Annotated in this window: 12 protein-coding genes; 4 read left to right on the top strand and 8 right to left on the bottom strand. The window is 62.1% G+C overall.

Annotation, left to right across the window (positions count from 1 at the left end):
* Positions 1-13: 13 nt before the first annotated feature.
* The 8 genes from tldD to C1949_RS13580 form a co-directional block, all read right to left on the bottom strand.
* Positions 14-1,456, bottom strand: a complete 1,443-nt coding sequence (tldD, locus tag C1949_RS13615) for a metalloprotease TldD (protein ID WP_104739022.1) — start codon at positions 1,454-1,456, stop codon at positions 14-16.
* Positions 1,449-2,306 (bottom strand): carbon-nitrogen hydrolase family protein, encoded by an 858-nt coding sequence (locus C1949_RS13610; protein ID WP_104739021.1) that lies wholly within the window; start codon positions 2,304-2,306, stop codon positions 1,449-1,451. The genes tldD and C1949_RS13610 overlap by 8 nt, the downstream gene beginning before the upstream one ends.
* Positions 2,306-6,199: a YhdP family protein gene (locus tag C1949_RS13605; RefSeq protein WP_104739020.1), complete on the bottom strand. Its 3,894-nt coding sequence runs from the start codon at positions 6,197-6,199 to the stop codon at positions 2,306-2,308. Before C1949_RS13605 ends, C1949_RS13610 begins: the two co-directional genes overlap by 1 nt.
* 15 nt (positions 6,200-6,214) lie before the next feature.
* A complete protein-coding gene (gene rng / locus C1949_RS13600; RefSeq protein ID WP_104739019.1) occupies positions 6,215-7,672 on the bottom strand; it encodes a ribonuclease G in 1,458 nt (485 codons plus the stop codon).
* A 62-nt stretch (positions 7,673-7,734) separates the two neighbouring features.
* Positions 7,735-8,316: a Maf family protein gene (locus C1949_RS13595; protein WP_104739018.1), complete on the bottom strand. Its 582-nt coding sequence runs from the start codon at positions 8,314-8,316 to the stop codon at positions 7,735-7,737.
* Entirely contained in the window at positions 8,306-8,779 is a 474-nt protein-coding gene (mreD, locus tag C1949_RS13590; RefSeq protein WP_104739017.1) for a rod shape-determining protein MreD, read from the bottom strand. The genes C1949_RS13595 and mreD overlap by 11 nt, the downstream gene beginning before the upstream one ends.
* A complete protein-coding gene (gene mreC, locus C1949_RS13585; protein ID WP_104739016.1) occupies positions 8,769-9,707 on the bottom strand; it encodes a rod shape-determining protein MreC in 939 nt (312 codons plus the stop codon). The genes mreD and mreC overlap by 11 nt, the downstream gene beginning before the upstream one ends.
* Before the next feature lie 107 nt (positions 9,708-9,814).
* A complete protein-coding gene (locus tag C1949_RS13580; RefSeq protein ID WP_104739015.1) occupies positions 9,815-10,855 on the bottom strand; it encodes a rod shape-determining protein in 1,041 nt (346 codons plus the stop codon).
* Positions 10,856-11,160: 305 nt separating this feature from the next.
* Here C1949_RS13580 and gatC point away from each other — a divergent pair, with 305 nt between their 5' ends.
* The 4 genes from gatC to C1949_RS13560 are packed head-to-tail and all read left to right on the top strand — an operon-like array spanning position 11,161 to position 14,845.
* The gene (gene gatC / locus C1949_RS13575; protein WP_104739014.1) at positions 11,161-11,448 is read left to right on the top strand and encodes an Asp-tRNA(Asn)/Glu-tRNA(Gln) amidotransferase subunit GatC; all 288 of its coding nucleotides are present in this window, start codon (positions 11,161-11,163) and stop codon (positions 11,446-11,448) included.
* 30 nt (positions 11,449-11,478) lie between these two features.
* Entirely contained in the window at positions 11,479-12,930 is a 1,452-nt protein-coding gene (gene gatA, locus C1949_RS13570) for an Asp-tRNA(Asn)/Glu-tRNA(Gln) amidotransferase subunit GatA (protein WP_104739013.1), read from the top strand.
* A 14-nt stretch (positions 12,931-12,944) separates the two neighbouring features.
* Positions 12,945-14,393, top strand: a complete 1,449-nt coding sequence (gene gatB / locus C1949_RS13565) for an Asp-tRNA(Asn)/Glu-tRNA(Gln) amidotransferase subunit GatB (RefSeq protein ID WP_104739012.1) — start codon at positions 12,945-12,947, stop codon at positions 14,391-14,393.
* A 56-nt stretch (positions 14,394-14,449) separates the two neighbouring features.
* Complete coding sequence (locus C1949_RS13560) at positions 14,450-14,845, top strand: septal ring lytic transglycosylase RlpA family protein (RefSeq protein ID WP_104739011.1); 396 nt, start codon at positions 14,450-14,452, stop codon at positions 14,843-14,845.
* Positions 14,846-14,908: the final 63 nt, after the last annotated feature.

Below are 14,908 nucleotides of genomic sequence, written 5' to 3'. Positions count from 1 at the left end.
TGCGGGACCGGCGTCAGCCGGTGCCGCCTACCGTAATCTGATCAATCTTCAGCGTCGGCTGGCCGACGCCGACCGGCACCGACTGTCCATCCTTGCCGCACACACCGACGCCAGTATCGAGCTTGAGGTCGTGGCCGACCATCGACACCCGGCTCATCGCCTCAGGACCATTGCCAATCAGCGTTGCGCCCTTCACCGGCGCAGTGATCTTGCCGTCCTCGATCAAATAGGCCTCACTGGTGGAGAACACGAACTTGCCGCTGGTGATATCCACCTGCCCACCGCCCAGATTGGCGCAGTAGATACCCTTCTTGACCGACGCAATGATTTCTTCCGGGTCGCTCTCGCCGGCCAGCATATAGGTGTTGGTCATACGTGGCATGGGCAGGTGCGCGTAGGATTCGCGGCGACCGTTGCCCGTCGCAGCCACGCCCATCAGACGGGCATTGAGCTTGTCCTGCATGTAACCCTTGAGTACGCCGTTCTCGATCAGCGTGGTGCAGTTGCTCGGCACGCCTTCGTCATCCATCGTCAGCGAGCCGCGACGACCGGGCAGAGTACCGTCATCGACGATGGTGCAGAGGCTTGACGCAACCTTCTCGCCAACACGACCGCTGTAGGCCGAGCTGCCTTTGCGGTTGAAGTCCCCCTCAAGACCATGACCGACCGCCTCGTGTAGCAGCACGCCAGACCAGCCGGGGCCCATTACCACCGGCATGCTGCCAGCTGGCGCCGCAATGGCTTCAAGGTTGATCGAAGCCTGGCGCACTGCCTCACGGGCATAACCAAGGGCACGTTCTTCGGCTGCAAAATAGAGATAGTCGGTTCGCCCGCCGCCACCGCTGCTGCCGCGCTCGCGGCGGCCATTGTGCTCCATGATCACGCTGACGTTCATGCGTACCAGCGGACGAATATCACCGGCCCAAGTGCCATCACTGGCCGCCACCATAACGGTGTCGTGCACACCACTGAGGCTCACGCTGACCTGAGTGATGCGCGGATCAAGGCTACGGGTGAAGGCATCGATGCGCTGCAGGAAGCTGACTTTGTCGGCCTGCGGCATGACATCCAGCGGGTTGACCGCCGAGTACAGCGGCGAGCATTCAGGGCGCCGCCAGGCCTGTACACTGCCAGACTGACCGGCCCGGGCAATCGAGCGGGCGGCACCGGCGGCCTGGGTCAGCGCGGGCAATCGAATATCATTGCTGTAGGCAAAACCGGTTTTTTCGCCAGACAGGGCACGCACGCCGACGCCTTGGTCAACGTGAAAGCTGCCATCCTTAACGATGCCATCTTCCAGCACCCAGGACTCGCTCAGCTGATGCTGAAAATACAGGTCGGCGGCGTCGACGCCCGGTGCCTGCAGCAAGGTACCAAGGACGCCGGCAACCGCATCGGGCGTAAGGTCGGCAGGCTGCAGCAGCGCCTGCTCGGCGTGGGTAATCAGGTCACTCATGTTCGGACTCCTTGGCCACGGGCAGCGGCTGGGCTGCCAGGGCAAAACGACGGTGGCTGAGGATCGGCATGCGTGTGCGCACGGCCTCGAGCTGAGCAGGATCCAGTTTGCCGACAACGACCCCTTCGCCGCTCGGCAAGCAGGCCTGCACGGCTCCCCAGGGATCAATCAAACAACTGTGGCCAAAGGTCTGACGACCACTGGGATGCTGACCGGTCTGGTTGGCCGCCAGCACCCAGCACTGCGTTTCGATCGCCCGCGCGCGCAGCAGAACTTCCCAGTGCGCAGCGCCGGTAACCGCAGTAAACGCTGCCGGGACCACAATCAGCTCGGCACCATCGGCACGCAATGCCTGATACAACTCGGGAAAGCGCACATCGTAGCAGATACTCAGGCCAACTCGCCCAACCGGACTGTCGACACACAACACCTGCTCACCAAAGCCGTAATCACGGGACTCGCGGTAGCTGCCGTGGCTGTCGGCCACATCCACGTCAAACAGATGCAGCTTGTCGTAGCGCGCCACCTCGTGTCCCCGCTCGTCCACTACCAGCTGACATGCCAGCGGTTTGCCGTTCGCACTCACCGGCAACGGCAAACTGCCGCCAATCACCCAGAGACCGTGGGCCCTGGCCTGATCGGCAAGGAAACGGCGAATCGGGCGCTCAGCCCCCCACTCTGCCTCAGCAATGGCCTGCAGCGAGCGGTTACCGAAAGCGCCAAAACACTCGGGTAACAACACCAGCTCAGCGCCCTGCTCCGCCGCCTCGGCGATCAGCTCGGCGGCCCGCCTCAGGTTATCGGCCACCACCGGGCCACTGGTCATCTGAATCGCAGCAACCGTGGACATCAGTCTTCCTCCAGTGCGGCCTTGTCATCAAACGCGCGGTCAAACTCGACCGTGGGCTGCTGCCAGTCACCGCTGATCTTGTATTTCACCGAAGCAAAGCGGGCGACCTTGTCGCCGAGGATCTTGTCGGCCAGAAACAGTACGCCGCCAATCTGCGGTGCGCCGGCGATCAGCGCCGCCAGTGGCAGGTTGTTGGTCACCGGCAGGGTCACCACCATGCCCATATCAACCTGATTGTTGCGCAGATCGAGGCTACCTTCGCCCTGAATCTTGACGCCGGGCCCTTCCAATACCATCGGCTGTTCACTATGCAGCACACCGTTGTCTACATACAGCCCTGCGTCTAGGGTGTCGTAGGCTGTGCCCTTGCTGAAGATATCCGAGAAATCGAGCCGCAGGCGCCGGGTCAAGGCGTTGAAGTTGAGCAATCCAAATACCCGAAGCGCCTCGGCGCTGGTCTCGCCGCTCTGCAACATGCCATCACGGGCCTCAATACCCAACGTACCCGACGCCCGGCGCAGCTTGAATGCCGCGGGTGAGCCCGGCCAGTTCAATGCCGCATTGACCACAAAGCGCTTGCTGGTGATCGTCGGCGCATACCCCCAGGCCTTCAGCGCCTTTCCAACATCTTCCGTTTCCAGACTACCCTCAAAAACGCTGTGAGCCGGCTGTTCACGCCAGTCCATCGTACCCTTGAGGACAAGCCCGCGAAGATTTAGCTCCAGATCAGGCAGCCGCGCCCCGGTTGCGTCCGGACGCAGGTTGAACCGCGCCAGGCCGATGGGCTTATTCCCCCAGGAAAGCTGTTCAATACGAACATCCAGTGGCGGCAAGGTAGAGGGTCGGAAATCAGCGAGAGGGTCAGGCGGCTCGGCTTCGCTTGCGACATCACTTGGCATTACCACCGGCAGCTTGCTGATGTCTTCATCTACCGCGTTTAGCCGCAGTCTCTGCAGCGCGATGTCAATCGGCTGCGCCGAGTCGTCCGGTACCAGGATCCGACCAGCGACATCGGCCTGATCAACGGTCACGCGCCAGTGCGCGGCCTCACGCGCAACCAACGCGTGGGTATCCGCGAGAGTCAGGCCAAATCCGGTAAAGGTGTCGGCACGCACGTCAAGCTGACGCAGGAGCTCTGCCAATACGCCGCCATCGGCGCTGGCTGTCCGGCTGGTACCATTGGCATTGCTGAGGCCTGCAGCCCAGCTACGCCAGCTTTCCCAGTCCAACGTCGGCACCCGCGCCTGAAGGTTCAGCCCCTGGCCGGTCGGTTGCTGCGGCGAGCCACTGGCGTAACGCAGATCTCCCGCAAGTTGACCGTTGCGGTAGCGCAGCAGACCGCGCAGGCCATCGTCTGAGCTAACCTGCCAGGTCTGCGTCCCCCTGGCCAACGTCATCTGTAGCGTCAGTTCTCGTGGTGTCTCGGCCGACTTGGCGAAAGGCTCAGGTACCGTCAACTCGACCCCTTTGAGGTCGCTGGTCACAGTCAGATCCTGCTGACCAGCGCGAATATCCAGTACCGCCTGCCAAGCCACCGCCCCCTTGGCGATCCCTGAGGGAATACGCGGCAACAGTCGCCACTGGCGCAACGCCTCAACCGGGTGTTGCCCGTTAAGCCGCAAACGCTGACCACGCGCGCCTCTCGGCGCCATACTGCCGCTGACGGCAGCACCCAGAAAGCGGCCGTTCAGGTTGTTGGCACTCAGCCCGTCTTCACGTGAGTAGTGCAGATGACCGCTGGCGTTCTCGATGGGTGCCTGCAGCATTGGAATATCCACCCGACTGGCCTGTACGTCGGAGCTGAGATCAACCGCAAGATGCGCTGCCGGATCTTCGGTACGCTGCAGCGGAATGGCAAGTTCAAGGATTCCGGACACGGTTCCGTCACCGCGCCAGCCGACCAGAGGATTACCCGTCAGCTCTGCCAGCGGACCATCCTGCATCAGCTTCAGCGCGTCAGCGAGCGGGCCGCTGAAATTGGACTCGACAGCGAGTACCGCCGGACCGGTTCGGTGTAACAGCTGAGCCTGGGCCTGCGCCTGGGTCGAAACCGAATCCAGCAAACGGGCATGACGACTAGACACGGTCAACTCGCCGTCACGCAGCAGCAGTTCACCATCAATCTCAGTCAGAGCAGGCCAGCCCGGCTGAAAGTGCATCTTGCCGTCACGCAACTGCGCATACAGACCGATTTGCCGTTCCTCCGGTGTAGCCCCCTTTAGCAACGAGCCGTGATACTCGAAGATCGCCAGCGGGACGCTGCCCTTGACCTCACTGGCGGCCAGCCACTTGGCCAGAGCAGGGCTAAAACCCGGCGAGCGCAACGGGAGATAGGGTTGATGCTGGTCGGCCGTCGAATTGCGCAGGGCGACGCGCAAATCCATAGTCGGCGTCTGCCCCTTGGGCGGCAGGTGCAGGTCAAGCAGCGCACTGCCTTGCCCCTGCGGGCCGGTGACAGCCATGCCCGGCACATTCAGCAGCAAGCCCTGCTCGCGGGACCAGCTCCAGTGGAGGGCACCCTGAGCGCGATCATACTGCCAAGCCTGCGGAAACAGGTTCGGCAGCTGCATGCTCCACACATCGCTATTGACACGCAGCTCGCCCTGCGCCGGGCTGCCGCTGAGGGTGCCACTGACACCGCTGAACGCCGGTGCATTATGAAACGCCTGCACTCCTACCTGTTCCAGCGCTGCGTCGAAGCGCATTGACTGCCAGTCAGCTAGTGCCCCCTGGCCGCTGACAGACAGCTGACGCAAAATGCCCTGCGGCGCGAGTTCAGTGGCGAGATCAGCAACAGGCTGGTTGGGCGCCAGCGTCGTCAGCCAGAGCGCCGCACGGTCAAGCAGCAGCCGGTCCAACGCCAGGGACCAGCGCCCCGAGCTACGCTCGCGCTGGCCTTGCAGGTTGGTCGTCGGCCACACATCCTCACCCAGGTGCATGCTGAAGTCCTGCACCGTCAGGCTTTGCCGGTCGCCGTCATCCCGGTATTCAAAGCGGGCAAAGAGATCATTAAGGGTCGGTTCCGAGGTTTCTGTCCGCAGACCGATCTCGGGGGCGACGAGCGTGCCTTGAAAACGCTGCAGACGCTGGTCCTGCCAGCTTCCCCAGAACCGCCCGCCAGCCGAAAGCTGACGTAGATGAGCTCGATCAAGCCAGTCTTCCGGCAGCCAGCGACTCCAGTCACTGGCCGGGATTTCCAGAAAGAAGCCAAAGGACGCAGCGCTCAGGTCATTGCCGGGCACCAGTGCACTGATTTGCCAGTGCAACTGCTCACCATCCGGCAAGCTCACGCGGCCATCCAGCCGCTGCCAATCCAGCCCGTTTAGCAGTGTCATTTCGCCGTGCTCAAACTGCCACTCAGGCTCACCGAACGGGCTCACCCGAATCTGGGTGTCGAGCAGGGTAATACGGTGATGCTCACGCAGTGCGGTGAGCGCCTTTTCCAGCCCGCCAACCTGCCGTGTTCGCTCGCCCAGCCCCTGCAGATGCCAAAGCCCCTGCTCATCTTCGCTCAGCGCCAGCGCCAGACCGCGAATCTGCAGCGCGTCCATCACCGGCCGGCGTAACCAGAGACTGCGCCAGACATCCAGCCGAGCAGTCACATCATCCAGATCAAACAGCACCGGACTATCGGGGTCGGCGTTTTCATGCACCCGCAGCCCCCGCAGCGTCAGCACCGGCTGGCTACCCTGCATCTGGCCACTGAGCGAGCGCAGCTCGATGTGCCGGCCAGACAAGGACTCGGCCTTGGCCACCAGTTCAGCCTGATAGTCGGCGACCACCGGCACCAGCTGACGGCCAAGGCTGACATAGGCAGCCGCCGCCAGCAGCCAGGCGACCAGCAGCCAGATCAGACCGTTAAGGCCTCGGGTAAGCCAACGTTGCCAAAGCACCGGATCAGCGTCCCATTACATCAACACCACGTCATACTGCTCTTGGGTGTACATGGTTTCCACCTGAAACTTGATCGGACGTTCGATGAACAGCTCTAGATCAGCAACGTTTCCAGATTCCTCATCCAGTAACCGGTCGACTACAGACTGTGAGGCCAACACCATATAGGCACCGGCCTGATAGGCGCGCGCCTCGCGCAGAATTTCGCGGAAAATTTCGTAGCACACGGTTTCCGGCGTTTTTTGAATACCCCGCCCCTGACAGCTCGGACAGGGCTCGCACAGCACCTGCTCAAGGCTCTCACGCGTGCGCTTACGGGTCATCTGCACCAGCCCCAACTCAGTGATGCCGATGATGTTGGTCTTGGCGTGATCTCGCTCCAGCTGCTTCTCCAGCGTGCGCTGAACCTGACGCTGGTGCTCCTCGTCTTCCATGTCGATGAAGTCGATAATGATGATGCCGCCCAGATTACGCAGCCGCAGCTGACGGGCAATCGCGGTCGCCGCTTCCAGATTGGTCTTGAAGATGGTTTCCTCAAGGTTGCGGTGACCCACGAAGGCGCCGGTATTGACGTCGATGGTGGTCATCGCCTCGGTTTGATCGATCACCAGATGACCGCCGGACTTGAGCATTACCCGACGCTCCATCGCACGCTGGATTTCATCCTCGACGCTGTATAGGTCGAAGATCGGTCGCTCGCCGGGGTAGTGCTCCAGCAGCTCCTCTACCCCCGGCATCAGCTCGTGCACAAACTGCTCAACCTTCTGGAAGGTCTCCCGCGAGTCGATGCGAATCTTTTCCAGACGAGGGTTGGCCAGATCTCGCAAGGTCCGCAGCGCGAGCGGCAAGTCTTCATAGATGACCGAGGGAGCCGGGGCCGACCCCATCTGCTGGCCGATCTGCTGCCACAGCCGACGCACATAACAAATATCAACCAGGATGTCTTCCTGCCGAGCCCCTTCGGCAGCCGTACGCAGAATGTAGCCGCCAGCTTCCTGAATACCTTCCTGCTCCAGACAATCAGCAACCACCTGCTTGAGACGCTCGCGCTCGCCTTCATCCTCGATTTTGAGGGAAATGCCAACATGCGGCGTGCGCGGCATGTAGACCAGATAGCGCGACGGCACCGACAGGTGGGTTGTCAGCCGCGCCCCCTTGGTACCTATCGGGTCCTTGGTAACCTGAACCACCAGCGCCTTGCCTTCATGCACCAGCGCACTGATCGGCTCGACCGCCTGGCCTTCGCGATCGGAAATTTCGGAGGCATGAATGAAAGCGGCACGTTCCAGGCCGATGTCGACAAAGGCCGCCTGCATGCCTGGCAGCACACGCACCACCTTGCCCTTGTAGATGTTGCCGACAATGCCGCGGCGCTGGGTACGCTCGATGTGGACTTCCTGCAGCACGCCGTTCTCGACCAACGCAACGCGGGTCTCCATCGGCGTGATATTGATCAGAATCTCTTCACTCATGGGCTCTACCACTCCTGTTCTGTCACCAGAATACCGGTGATCCGAGCCCTGGAACAGCCGCGTCAGAGCCGCTGCCAGCAGGGGATGTCAAATGACTTGAGCAGCGTAGCGGTTTCCAGCAGTGGCAACCCCACCACAGCACTGTAACTGCCCTCAATACGTTCTACGAAAACCGCTGCCAGCCCTTGAATACCATAGGCGCCAGCCTTGTCAGCGGGCTCGCCGGTATCCCAGTAGGCGCTGATTTCCGCGTTACTCAGCGGCCGAAAACGTACCCGTGTATCAACCCGGACCAGCTCGATGCGCTGATCGCAACCGACCGCCACGGCGGTCATCACCGTATGTTCGGCTCCGGATAACAAACTCAGCATGCGCAGCGCGTCAGCCCGATCGACCGGCTTGCCAAGGATGCGGTCGCCCTGCACCACCGCCGTGTCTGCGGCCAGCACCACGCGTCCGGGCGCGGCCCGAACCGCAGCCTGAACCTTATCGCGGGTGACGCGCTCAACATAATTCGCAGGCAACTCGCCTGGCTGCACCTGCTCATCAACACTGCAGGTCAGTCGCGTTGCCCGAACACCAATCTGCGCCAGCAACTCGGCGCGCCGTGGCGACGCGGAGGCCAGCAGTAGCTCAGTTGACATGGAAGCGACGTCTTACCCCGCGCAGCAGGGAGAACACCCAGGGCCAGAGTACGGTGCTGACCACCGCTGGCAGCAGGAACAACAGGGTTGGCGGCCGATTACCGCTCAGACTATTGAGCCAAAGCATGACCATCTGGGCGATACCGAATACCGGCAGCATCACCAGACTCTGCTGCCACAAAGGGAAACGACGAATACGCTGGTACAGTAACAGGACCATCCACACGACCAGCGTCATAACCAGCGCATTCTGGCCGAACAACTGACCAAACAGCACATCCGAAACCAGTCCTGCCAGCCAGGCAGTCAGCAGACCAACGCGATGTGGCAGCGCCATAACCCAGTAGGCAAGCACCATGGCCAGCCACATCGGTCGCGCCAGACTGATCGGCTCGGGCATCGGCATAACACTGAGCAACAGCGCCACCAGAATACTGAAGATGATTGCCAGACTAGTCTGCATTGCCGGAGCCCTCCGATTCAGCGTCAGACGCCGGGGCCTCAGTCGACGGCGGCTCGTCTGCTGCGGCCCCCGCAGCATCGTCAGCCCGCAACTCCAGCGCCGGCAACACATCGCCGTAACCACTCTCGGGACTGAACACCAGCAGCAGATAGCGACTGCGGTTCAGCTGGGCCGACGGTGTTACGCGCACCTCGGCAAAGGACTGGGCAGGATGGCGAATGACCGATTGCACACGGCCAACCGGATAGCCCGCCGGAAAGCGCTGTCCAAGGCCCGAGCTGACCACGATGTCGCCCTCACGCACGTCGGCCGTATCACCGACAAAGCGCAATTCCAGCCACTCATTGCGGCCGGTTCCGGCGGCGATGGCGCGCAGGCCGTTACGATTGATCTGCACCGGCAGACTGTGGGAAGCATCGGTAATCAGCAGCACCCGGGCGCTGTGCGGCAACACTTCGACCACCTGCCCCATCAGGCCGGTAGCGTCGAGTACCGGCTGACCAAGGAAAACGCCGTCGACTTCGCCCTTATCGAGCAGAATACGCTGGGTAAAGGGATTGGGATCAACGCCGATCAGCTCAGCTACCAGTACCCGCTCGTCAACCAGCGAAGAGGAATTGAGCAGTTCACGCAGACGCACGTTCTGCTCGGTGAGCGTTGCCAGCTTCTGCAGCTTGCGCTGGGTCAGCAGCGCCTCGGCACGCAGTCGCTCGTTTTCCGCAATCAGCTGAGCGCGACTGGTCGCCAGCTCAGTGACCGACTGCCAGGCACGGACCGGCATCTCGGCCGCGGTGTACAGCGGCGCGACCAGCAGCCCCAACTGAGCGCGGAGCGGTTTCAGGGCATCGAACCGGGCGTCCACCACCATCAGAACGATGGACAGCACGGTCAGCACAACCAGACGAACGCCGAGCGACGGCCCCTTGATGAATAGCGGTTTGATGGCAGGCTCCTCGCAGCCACAGGTTAGTCGCCGTCAGCGGCAAGCCGGACAGAGCCGGAACTCCCGTCCCGCAAGGCTTGCCACCAGTCAGATCACTCGGTCGACAGCAGATCCATGGTGTGCTGATCCATCATTTCCAGCGCCTTGCCGCCGCCACGGGCAACGCAGGTCAGCGGATCTTCCGCGACGATAACCGGCAAGCCGGTTTCTTGGGTCAGCAGCTTGTCCAGATCACGCAGCAAGGCACCACCGCCGGTCAGAATCAGTCCGCGCTCGGCGATATCGGACGCCAGCTCCGGCGGCGATTGCTCCAGCGCGCTCTTGACCGCTTGAACGATAGTTGCCAGCGACTCCTGCAGCGCTTCGAGCACTTCAGTCGAGTTCAGGGTAAAGCTGCGCGGCACACCCTCGGCCAGGTTACGACCACGCACATCCACTTCCAGCGTTTCGCCGCCGGGGAAAGCCACACCGATTTCCTGCTTGATGCGCTCAGCGGTGGATTCACCGATCAGGCTGCCGTAGTTGCGGCGCACATAGGTCACGATCGCCTCGTCAAAGCGGTCACCACCAACGCGGACGGACTCGGCGTAGACCACGCCGTTGAGGGAAATCAGCGCGATTTCAGTGGTACCACCACCGATGTCGACAACCATCGAGCCGCGTGCTTCTTCAACCGGCAGGCCGGCACCGATGGCGGCAGCCATCGGCTCCTCGATCAGATATACCTCGCGGGCACCCGCCCCGAGCGCCGACTCACGAATGGCACGGCGCTCAACCTGGGTGGACTTGCACGGAACGCAGATCAGCACGCGGGGGCTGGGCTGGATAAAGCTGTTTTCATGAACCTTGTTGATGAAGTACTGCAGCATCTTTTCACAGACACTGAAATCGGCGATGACGCCATCCTTCATCGGGCGGATCGCCTGAATGTTGCCTGGGGTACGACCGAGCATGCGCTTGGCGTCGGTACCGACGGCCACGACACTTTTCTGATTGCCGCTAGTGGTACGGATCGCGACCACAGACGGTTCGTCCAGTACAATACCGCGGTCCCGAACGTAAATAAGCGTGTTGGCTGTACCCAGATCGATGGACAGATCACTGGAAAACATGCCACGGATTTTTTTGAACATGCGTTGACTAGACCCCGAAGACGCGTGGGTTAATTGGAAAAAGTACGGATAAGCCACCTGCCCTGTACGCTGTTGGATTGGAAACTGGTGGCTAAAGGCCTTGATTGGCGGCCTTCTGCGCAGCGTAAGCAGGTGACTGATCGGTACTTCCAGAAGTGTCGCAACTCTAACAACGGCGGGGTTTTTGGGCAAGGCACGACTGTGGTAAATTCGCGCCTTTGCCCGCATTTTCCGTGGCGAACCACCAAACGGCGCCCGACGCCAGCAGACGACCGGAAATCACCGGCAACATGGAGCACACGTACATGTCCCTGGATCGCACCGATGTGGAAAAGATCGCGCATCTGGCCCGAATCGCCCTCAGCGAAGACGACATCCCGGCAACCACTGCCAAACTCTCCGGCATTCTGGAGCTGATCGACAAGATGCAGGCGGTGGATACCAGCGCCGTCGCACCGCTCGCCCATCCGCTGGAAACCACCCAGCGCCTGCGCGCCGACGAGGTCACCGAACACAACCAGCGCGAGGCCTATCAGGCCATTGCGCCGGCCACCGAAGCTGGCCTGTACCTGGTTCCCAAGGTCATCGAATAATCCTGCCGCGCCCAGACAAGAGACATATCCATGCACGAGAAAACTCTGGCCGAACTGTCAAAGGCCTTGCAGAACAAGACGCTTTCCAGCGTCGAGCTGACTCAGCACTATCTCAAGCGCATCGAGCAGCTTGATGACCAGCTCAACAGCTACATCACCGTTACCGCCGAATCAGCCCTTGAGCAGGCCGCAGCAGCAGACGCCCGTATCGCTGCCGGCAACGCCACTGCGCTCACCGGTATCCCGCTGGCGCACAAGGACCTGTTCTGCACCCAGGGCCAACGCACCAGCTGCGGCTCGAAAATGCTCGACAACTTCGTTTCGCCGTACGAATCGACCGTCACCCAGCGTTTCCTCGACGCTGGCGCGGTAAGCCTCGGCAAGACCAACCTCGACGAATTCGCCATGGGCTCCTCCACCGAGTCCAGCTTCTACGGCCCGACCCGCAACCCGTGGGACACCGACCGGGTACCCGGCGGCTCCTCCGGCGGCTCCGCTGCCGCTGTTGCCGGCCGCCTGTGCGCTGCGGCAACCGGCACCGACACCGGCGGTTCAATCCGTCAGCCGGCCGGCTTCACGGCTCTGACCGGCCTGAAACCGACCTACGGACGGGTTTCGCGCTGGGGCATGGTCGCCTACGCCTCGAGCCTGGACCAGGGCGGCCCGATGGCCCGCACTGCCGAAGACTGCGCTCTGATGCTGCAAGTCATGGCCGGTTTCGACGCCAAGGACTCCACCAGCGTCGACCAACCGGTACCGGACTACAGCGCCGGCCTGAACGACTCGCTCAAGGGCCTGCGCATCGGCCTGCCGAAGGAATACTTTGCCGCCGGCCTGGACGCTGCGACCGCCGATGCCATCAGTGCTGCGGTCAAGCAATTCCAGGCGCTCGGCGCCGAGGTCAAGGAAATCAGCCTGCCGAACGCCGAGCTGGCGATTCCCGCCTACTATGTCATCGCCCCCGCTGAAGCCTCCTCCAACCTGTCACGCTTTGACGGCGTGCGCTTCGGCTACCGCTGTGACAACCCGGCCGACCTGACCGATCTGTACAAGCGTTCGCGTGCCGAAGGCTTCGGTGCCGAGGTTAAGCGCCGCATCATGGTCGGCACCTACGCGCTGTCGGCCGGTTACTACGATGCGTATTACCTGAAAGCGCAGAAGATCCGTCGCCTGATCAAGAACGACTTCATGGCCGCCTATGAGCAGGTCGATGTGATCCTCTGCCCGACCTCGCCGACCCCGGCGTTCAAGATCGGCGAGAAGATCGACGATCCCGTCAGCCTGTACCTGACCGACATCTACACCATTACCGCCAACCTGGCCGGGGTCCCGGGCGTCGCCCTGCCCGCCGGGTTCGCCAACGGTCTGCCGCTGGGCATGCAACTGCTGGGGCCCTACTTCAGCGAAGCCCGTCTGCTCAACATCGCGCACCAGTACCAGCAGGTTACCGACTGGCACCAGCGCGCTCCGGCCGGCTACTGAGAGGATTGACAGCAATGCAATGGGAAATCGTCATCGGGCTGGAAATCCACGCCCAGCTCACCACCGCGTCGAAGATCTTCTCCGGCAGCGCCACCACCTTCGGCGCCGAGCCCAACACTCAGGCCAGCCTGGTTGATCTGGGCATGCCGGGCACACTGCCGGTGCTCAACGCCCAAGCCGTGCGCAACGCGGTCAAGTTCGGCCTGGCGATCGACGCCGAGATCGGCATGACCAACGTTTTCGCGCGCAAGAACTACTTCTACCCGGACCTGCCCAAGGGCTACCAGACCAGCCAGATGGATCATCCGATCGTCGGCAAGGGCTATCTGGACATCACCCTGGAAGACGGGACCGTAAAACGCGTCGGCGTGACCCGCGCGCATCTGGAGGAAGATGCCGGCAAGAGCCTGCACGAAGACTTCCACGGCATGAGCGGCATCGACCTCAACCGCGCCGGCACCCCGCTGCTGGAGATCGTTTCCGAGCCGGACATGCGCAGCGCCAAGGAAGCCGTCGCCTACGCCAAGACCATCCACTCGCTGGTGCGTTATCTGGGCATCTGTGACGGCAACATGGCCGAAGGCTCCCTGCGCTGCGACTGCAACGTCTCGATCCGCCCCAAGGGCCAGGCCGAGTTCGGCACCCGCTGCGAGATCAAGAACGTCAACTCGTTCCGCTTTATCGAGAAGGCGATCAACACCGAAGTCCAGCGCCAGATCGAGCTGATCGAAGACGGCGGCAAGGTGGTACAGGAAACCCGCCTGTACGACCCGAATAAGGACGAAACCCGCTCCATGCGCAGCAAGGAAGAAGCCAACGATTACCGTTACTTCCCCTGCCCGGACCTGCTGCCGGTCGTGCTGGAGCCGAGCTTTATCGAGGAAGTCCGTGGCGAACTGCCGGAACTGCCGCAACAGAAGCGCGAGCGTTTCGAAAGCCAGTTCGGCCTGTCGACCTACGACGCCAGCGTGCTGTCTGCCAGCCGCGAACTGGCCGACTACTTCGAGCAGGTTCAGCAGACCTGCGGCGACGCCAAGCTGGCCGCCAACTGGGTGATGGGCGAGCTGTCCAGCCTGCTCAACAAGGAAGGCCTGGAGATAGAGCAGTCGCCGGTCAGTGCTACGCAACTCGGCGGTATGATCCTGCGCATCAAGGACAACACCATCAGCGGCAAGATCGCCAAGATGGTGTTCGAGGCACTGGCTGCCGGTGAAGGCGACTCTGCCGATGCGATCATCGAAGCCAAGGGACTCAAGCAGGTCACCGACAGCGGCGCCATCGAAGCCATGCTGGACGAGGTACTGGCAGCCAATGCGGCACAGGTCGAGCAGTATCGCGCGAGCGACGAAGCCAAGCGCGGCAAGATGTTCGGCTTCTTTGTCGGCCAGGCGATGAAAGCATCCAAAGGCAAGGCCAACCCGCAGCAGGTCAACGAACTGCTGCGTAAGAAACTGGAAGGCTGAACCTGAAAGCGGCGGAGCGGTCAGAGGTCGCTCCGCCCACTTTCCGGGAACTCGCCATGTTTCGCACGCTACTGATCGCACTGCTGGTGCAGCTGCCCTTCAGTGCTCACGCCACCGAAGCACAGCTGCTCGGTGAGCCCGGCTGGACCCAGACCGGAAAGGCGTCCTACTACTCCTCCCGACTGCATGGCAGGCGCACCGCCAGCGGCGAACCCTACGACGAAACCGATCTCACCGCCGCGCATCCGGCGCTGCCGTTCGGCACCCTGGTGCAGGTTACCAACACCTACAACAATCGCGCAGTAGTCGTCCGTATCAACGACCGCGGCCCCTTCGTCGGCCATCGCATCATCGACGTTTCCCAGCGTACAGCAGAGCAGCTTGGCATGGTTCGCGCCGGCAGTGCCCGGGTGCAGATCGAGGTCCTGGACCCGGACCAGCACAGCGAATAAGCGGAACCTTTGGCCCTGACGGCTATCCTGTATCAGGTAACGAGCGAAAACACTGACCGACAT

Source organism: Halopseudomonas oceani, from assembly GCF_002903165.1.
In the GTDB taxonomy this organism is placed as follows: domain Bacteria; phylum Pseudomonadota; class Gammaproteobacteria; order Pseudomonadales; family Pseudomonadaceae; genus Halopseudomonas; species Halopseudomonas oceani.
Note: the sequence above shows the minus strand (reverse complement) of the source record. Positions and strands in the feature narration are given on the sequence as shown.

Coding starts and splice junctions, on each gene's coding strand:
- tldD (WP_104739022.1), bottom strand. CDS start 1,456: ATGAGTGACCTGATTACCCACGCCGAGCAGGCGCTGCTGCAGCCTGCC.
- C1949_RS13610 (WP_104739021.1), bottom strand. CDS start 2,306: ATGTCCACGGTTGCTGCGATTCAGATGACCAGTGGCCCGGTGGTGGCC.
- rng (WP_104739019.1), bottom strand. CDS start 7,672: ATGAGTGAAGAGATTCTGATCAATATCACGCCGATGGAGACCCGCGTT.
- C1949_RS13595 (WP_104739018.1), bottom strand. CDS start 8,316: ATGTCAACTGAGCTACTGCTGGCCTCCGCGTCGCCACGGCGCGCCGAG.
- mreD (WP_104739017.1), bottom strand. CDS start 8,779: ATGCAGACTAGTCTGGCAATCATCTTCAGTATTCTGGTGGCGCTGTTG.
- C1949_RS13580 (WP_104739015.1), bottom strand. CDS start 10,855: ATGTTCAAAAAAATCCGTGGCATGTTTTCCAGTGATCTGTCCATCGAT.
- gatC (WP_104739014.1), top strand. CDS start 11,161: ATGTCCCTGGATCGCACCGATGTGGAAAAGATCGCGCATCTGGCCCGA.
- gatA (WP_104739013.1), top strand. CDS start 11,479: ATGCACGAGAAAACTCTGGCCGAACTGTCAAAGGCCTTGCAGAACAAG.
- gatB (WP_104739012.1), top strand. CDS start 12,945: ATGCAATGGGAAATCGTCATCGGGCTGGAAATCCACGCCCAGCTCACC.
- C1949_RS13560 (WP_104739011.1), top strand. CDS start 14,450: ATGTTTCGCACGCTACTGATCGCACTGCTGGTGCAGCTGCCCTTCAGT.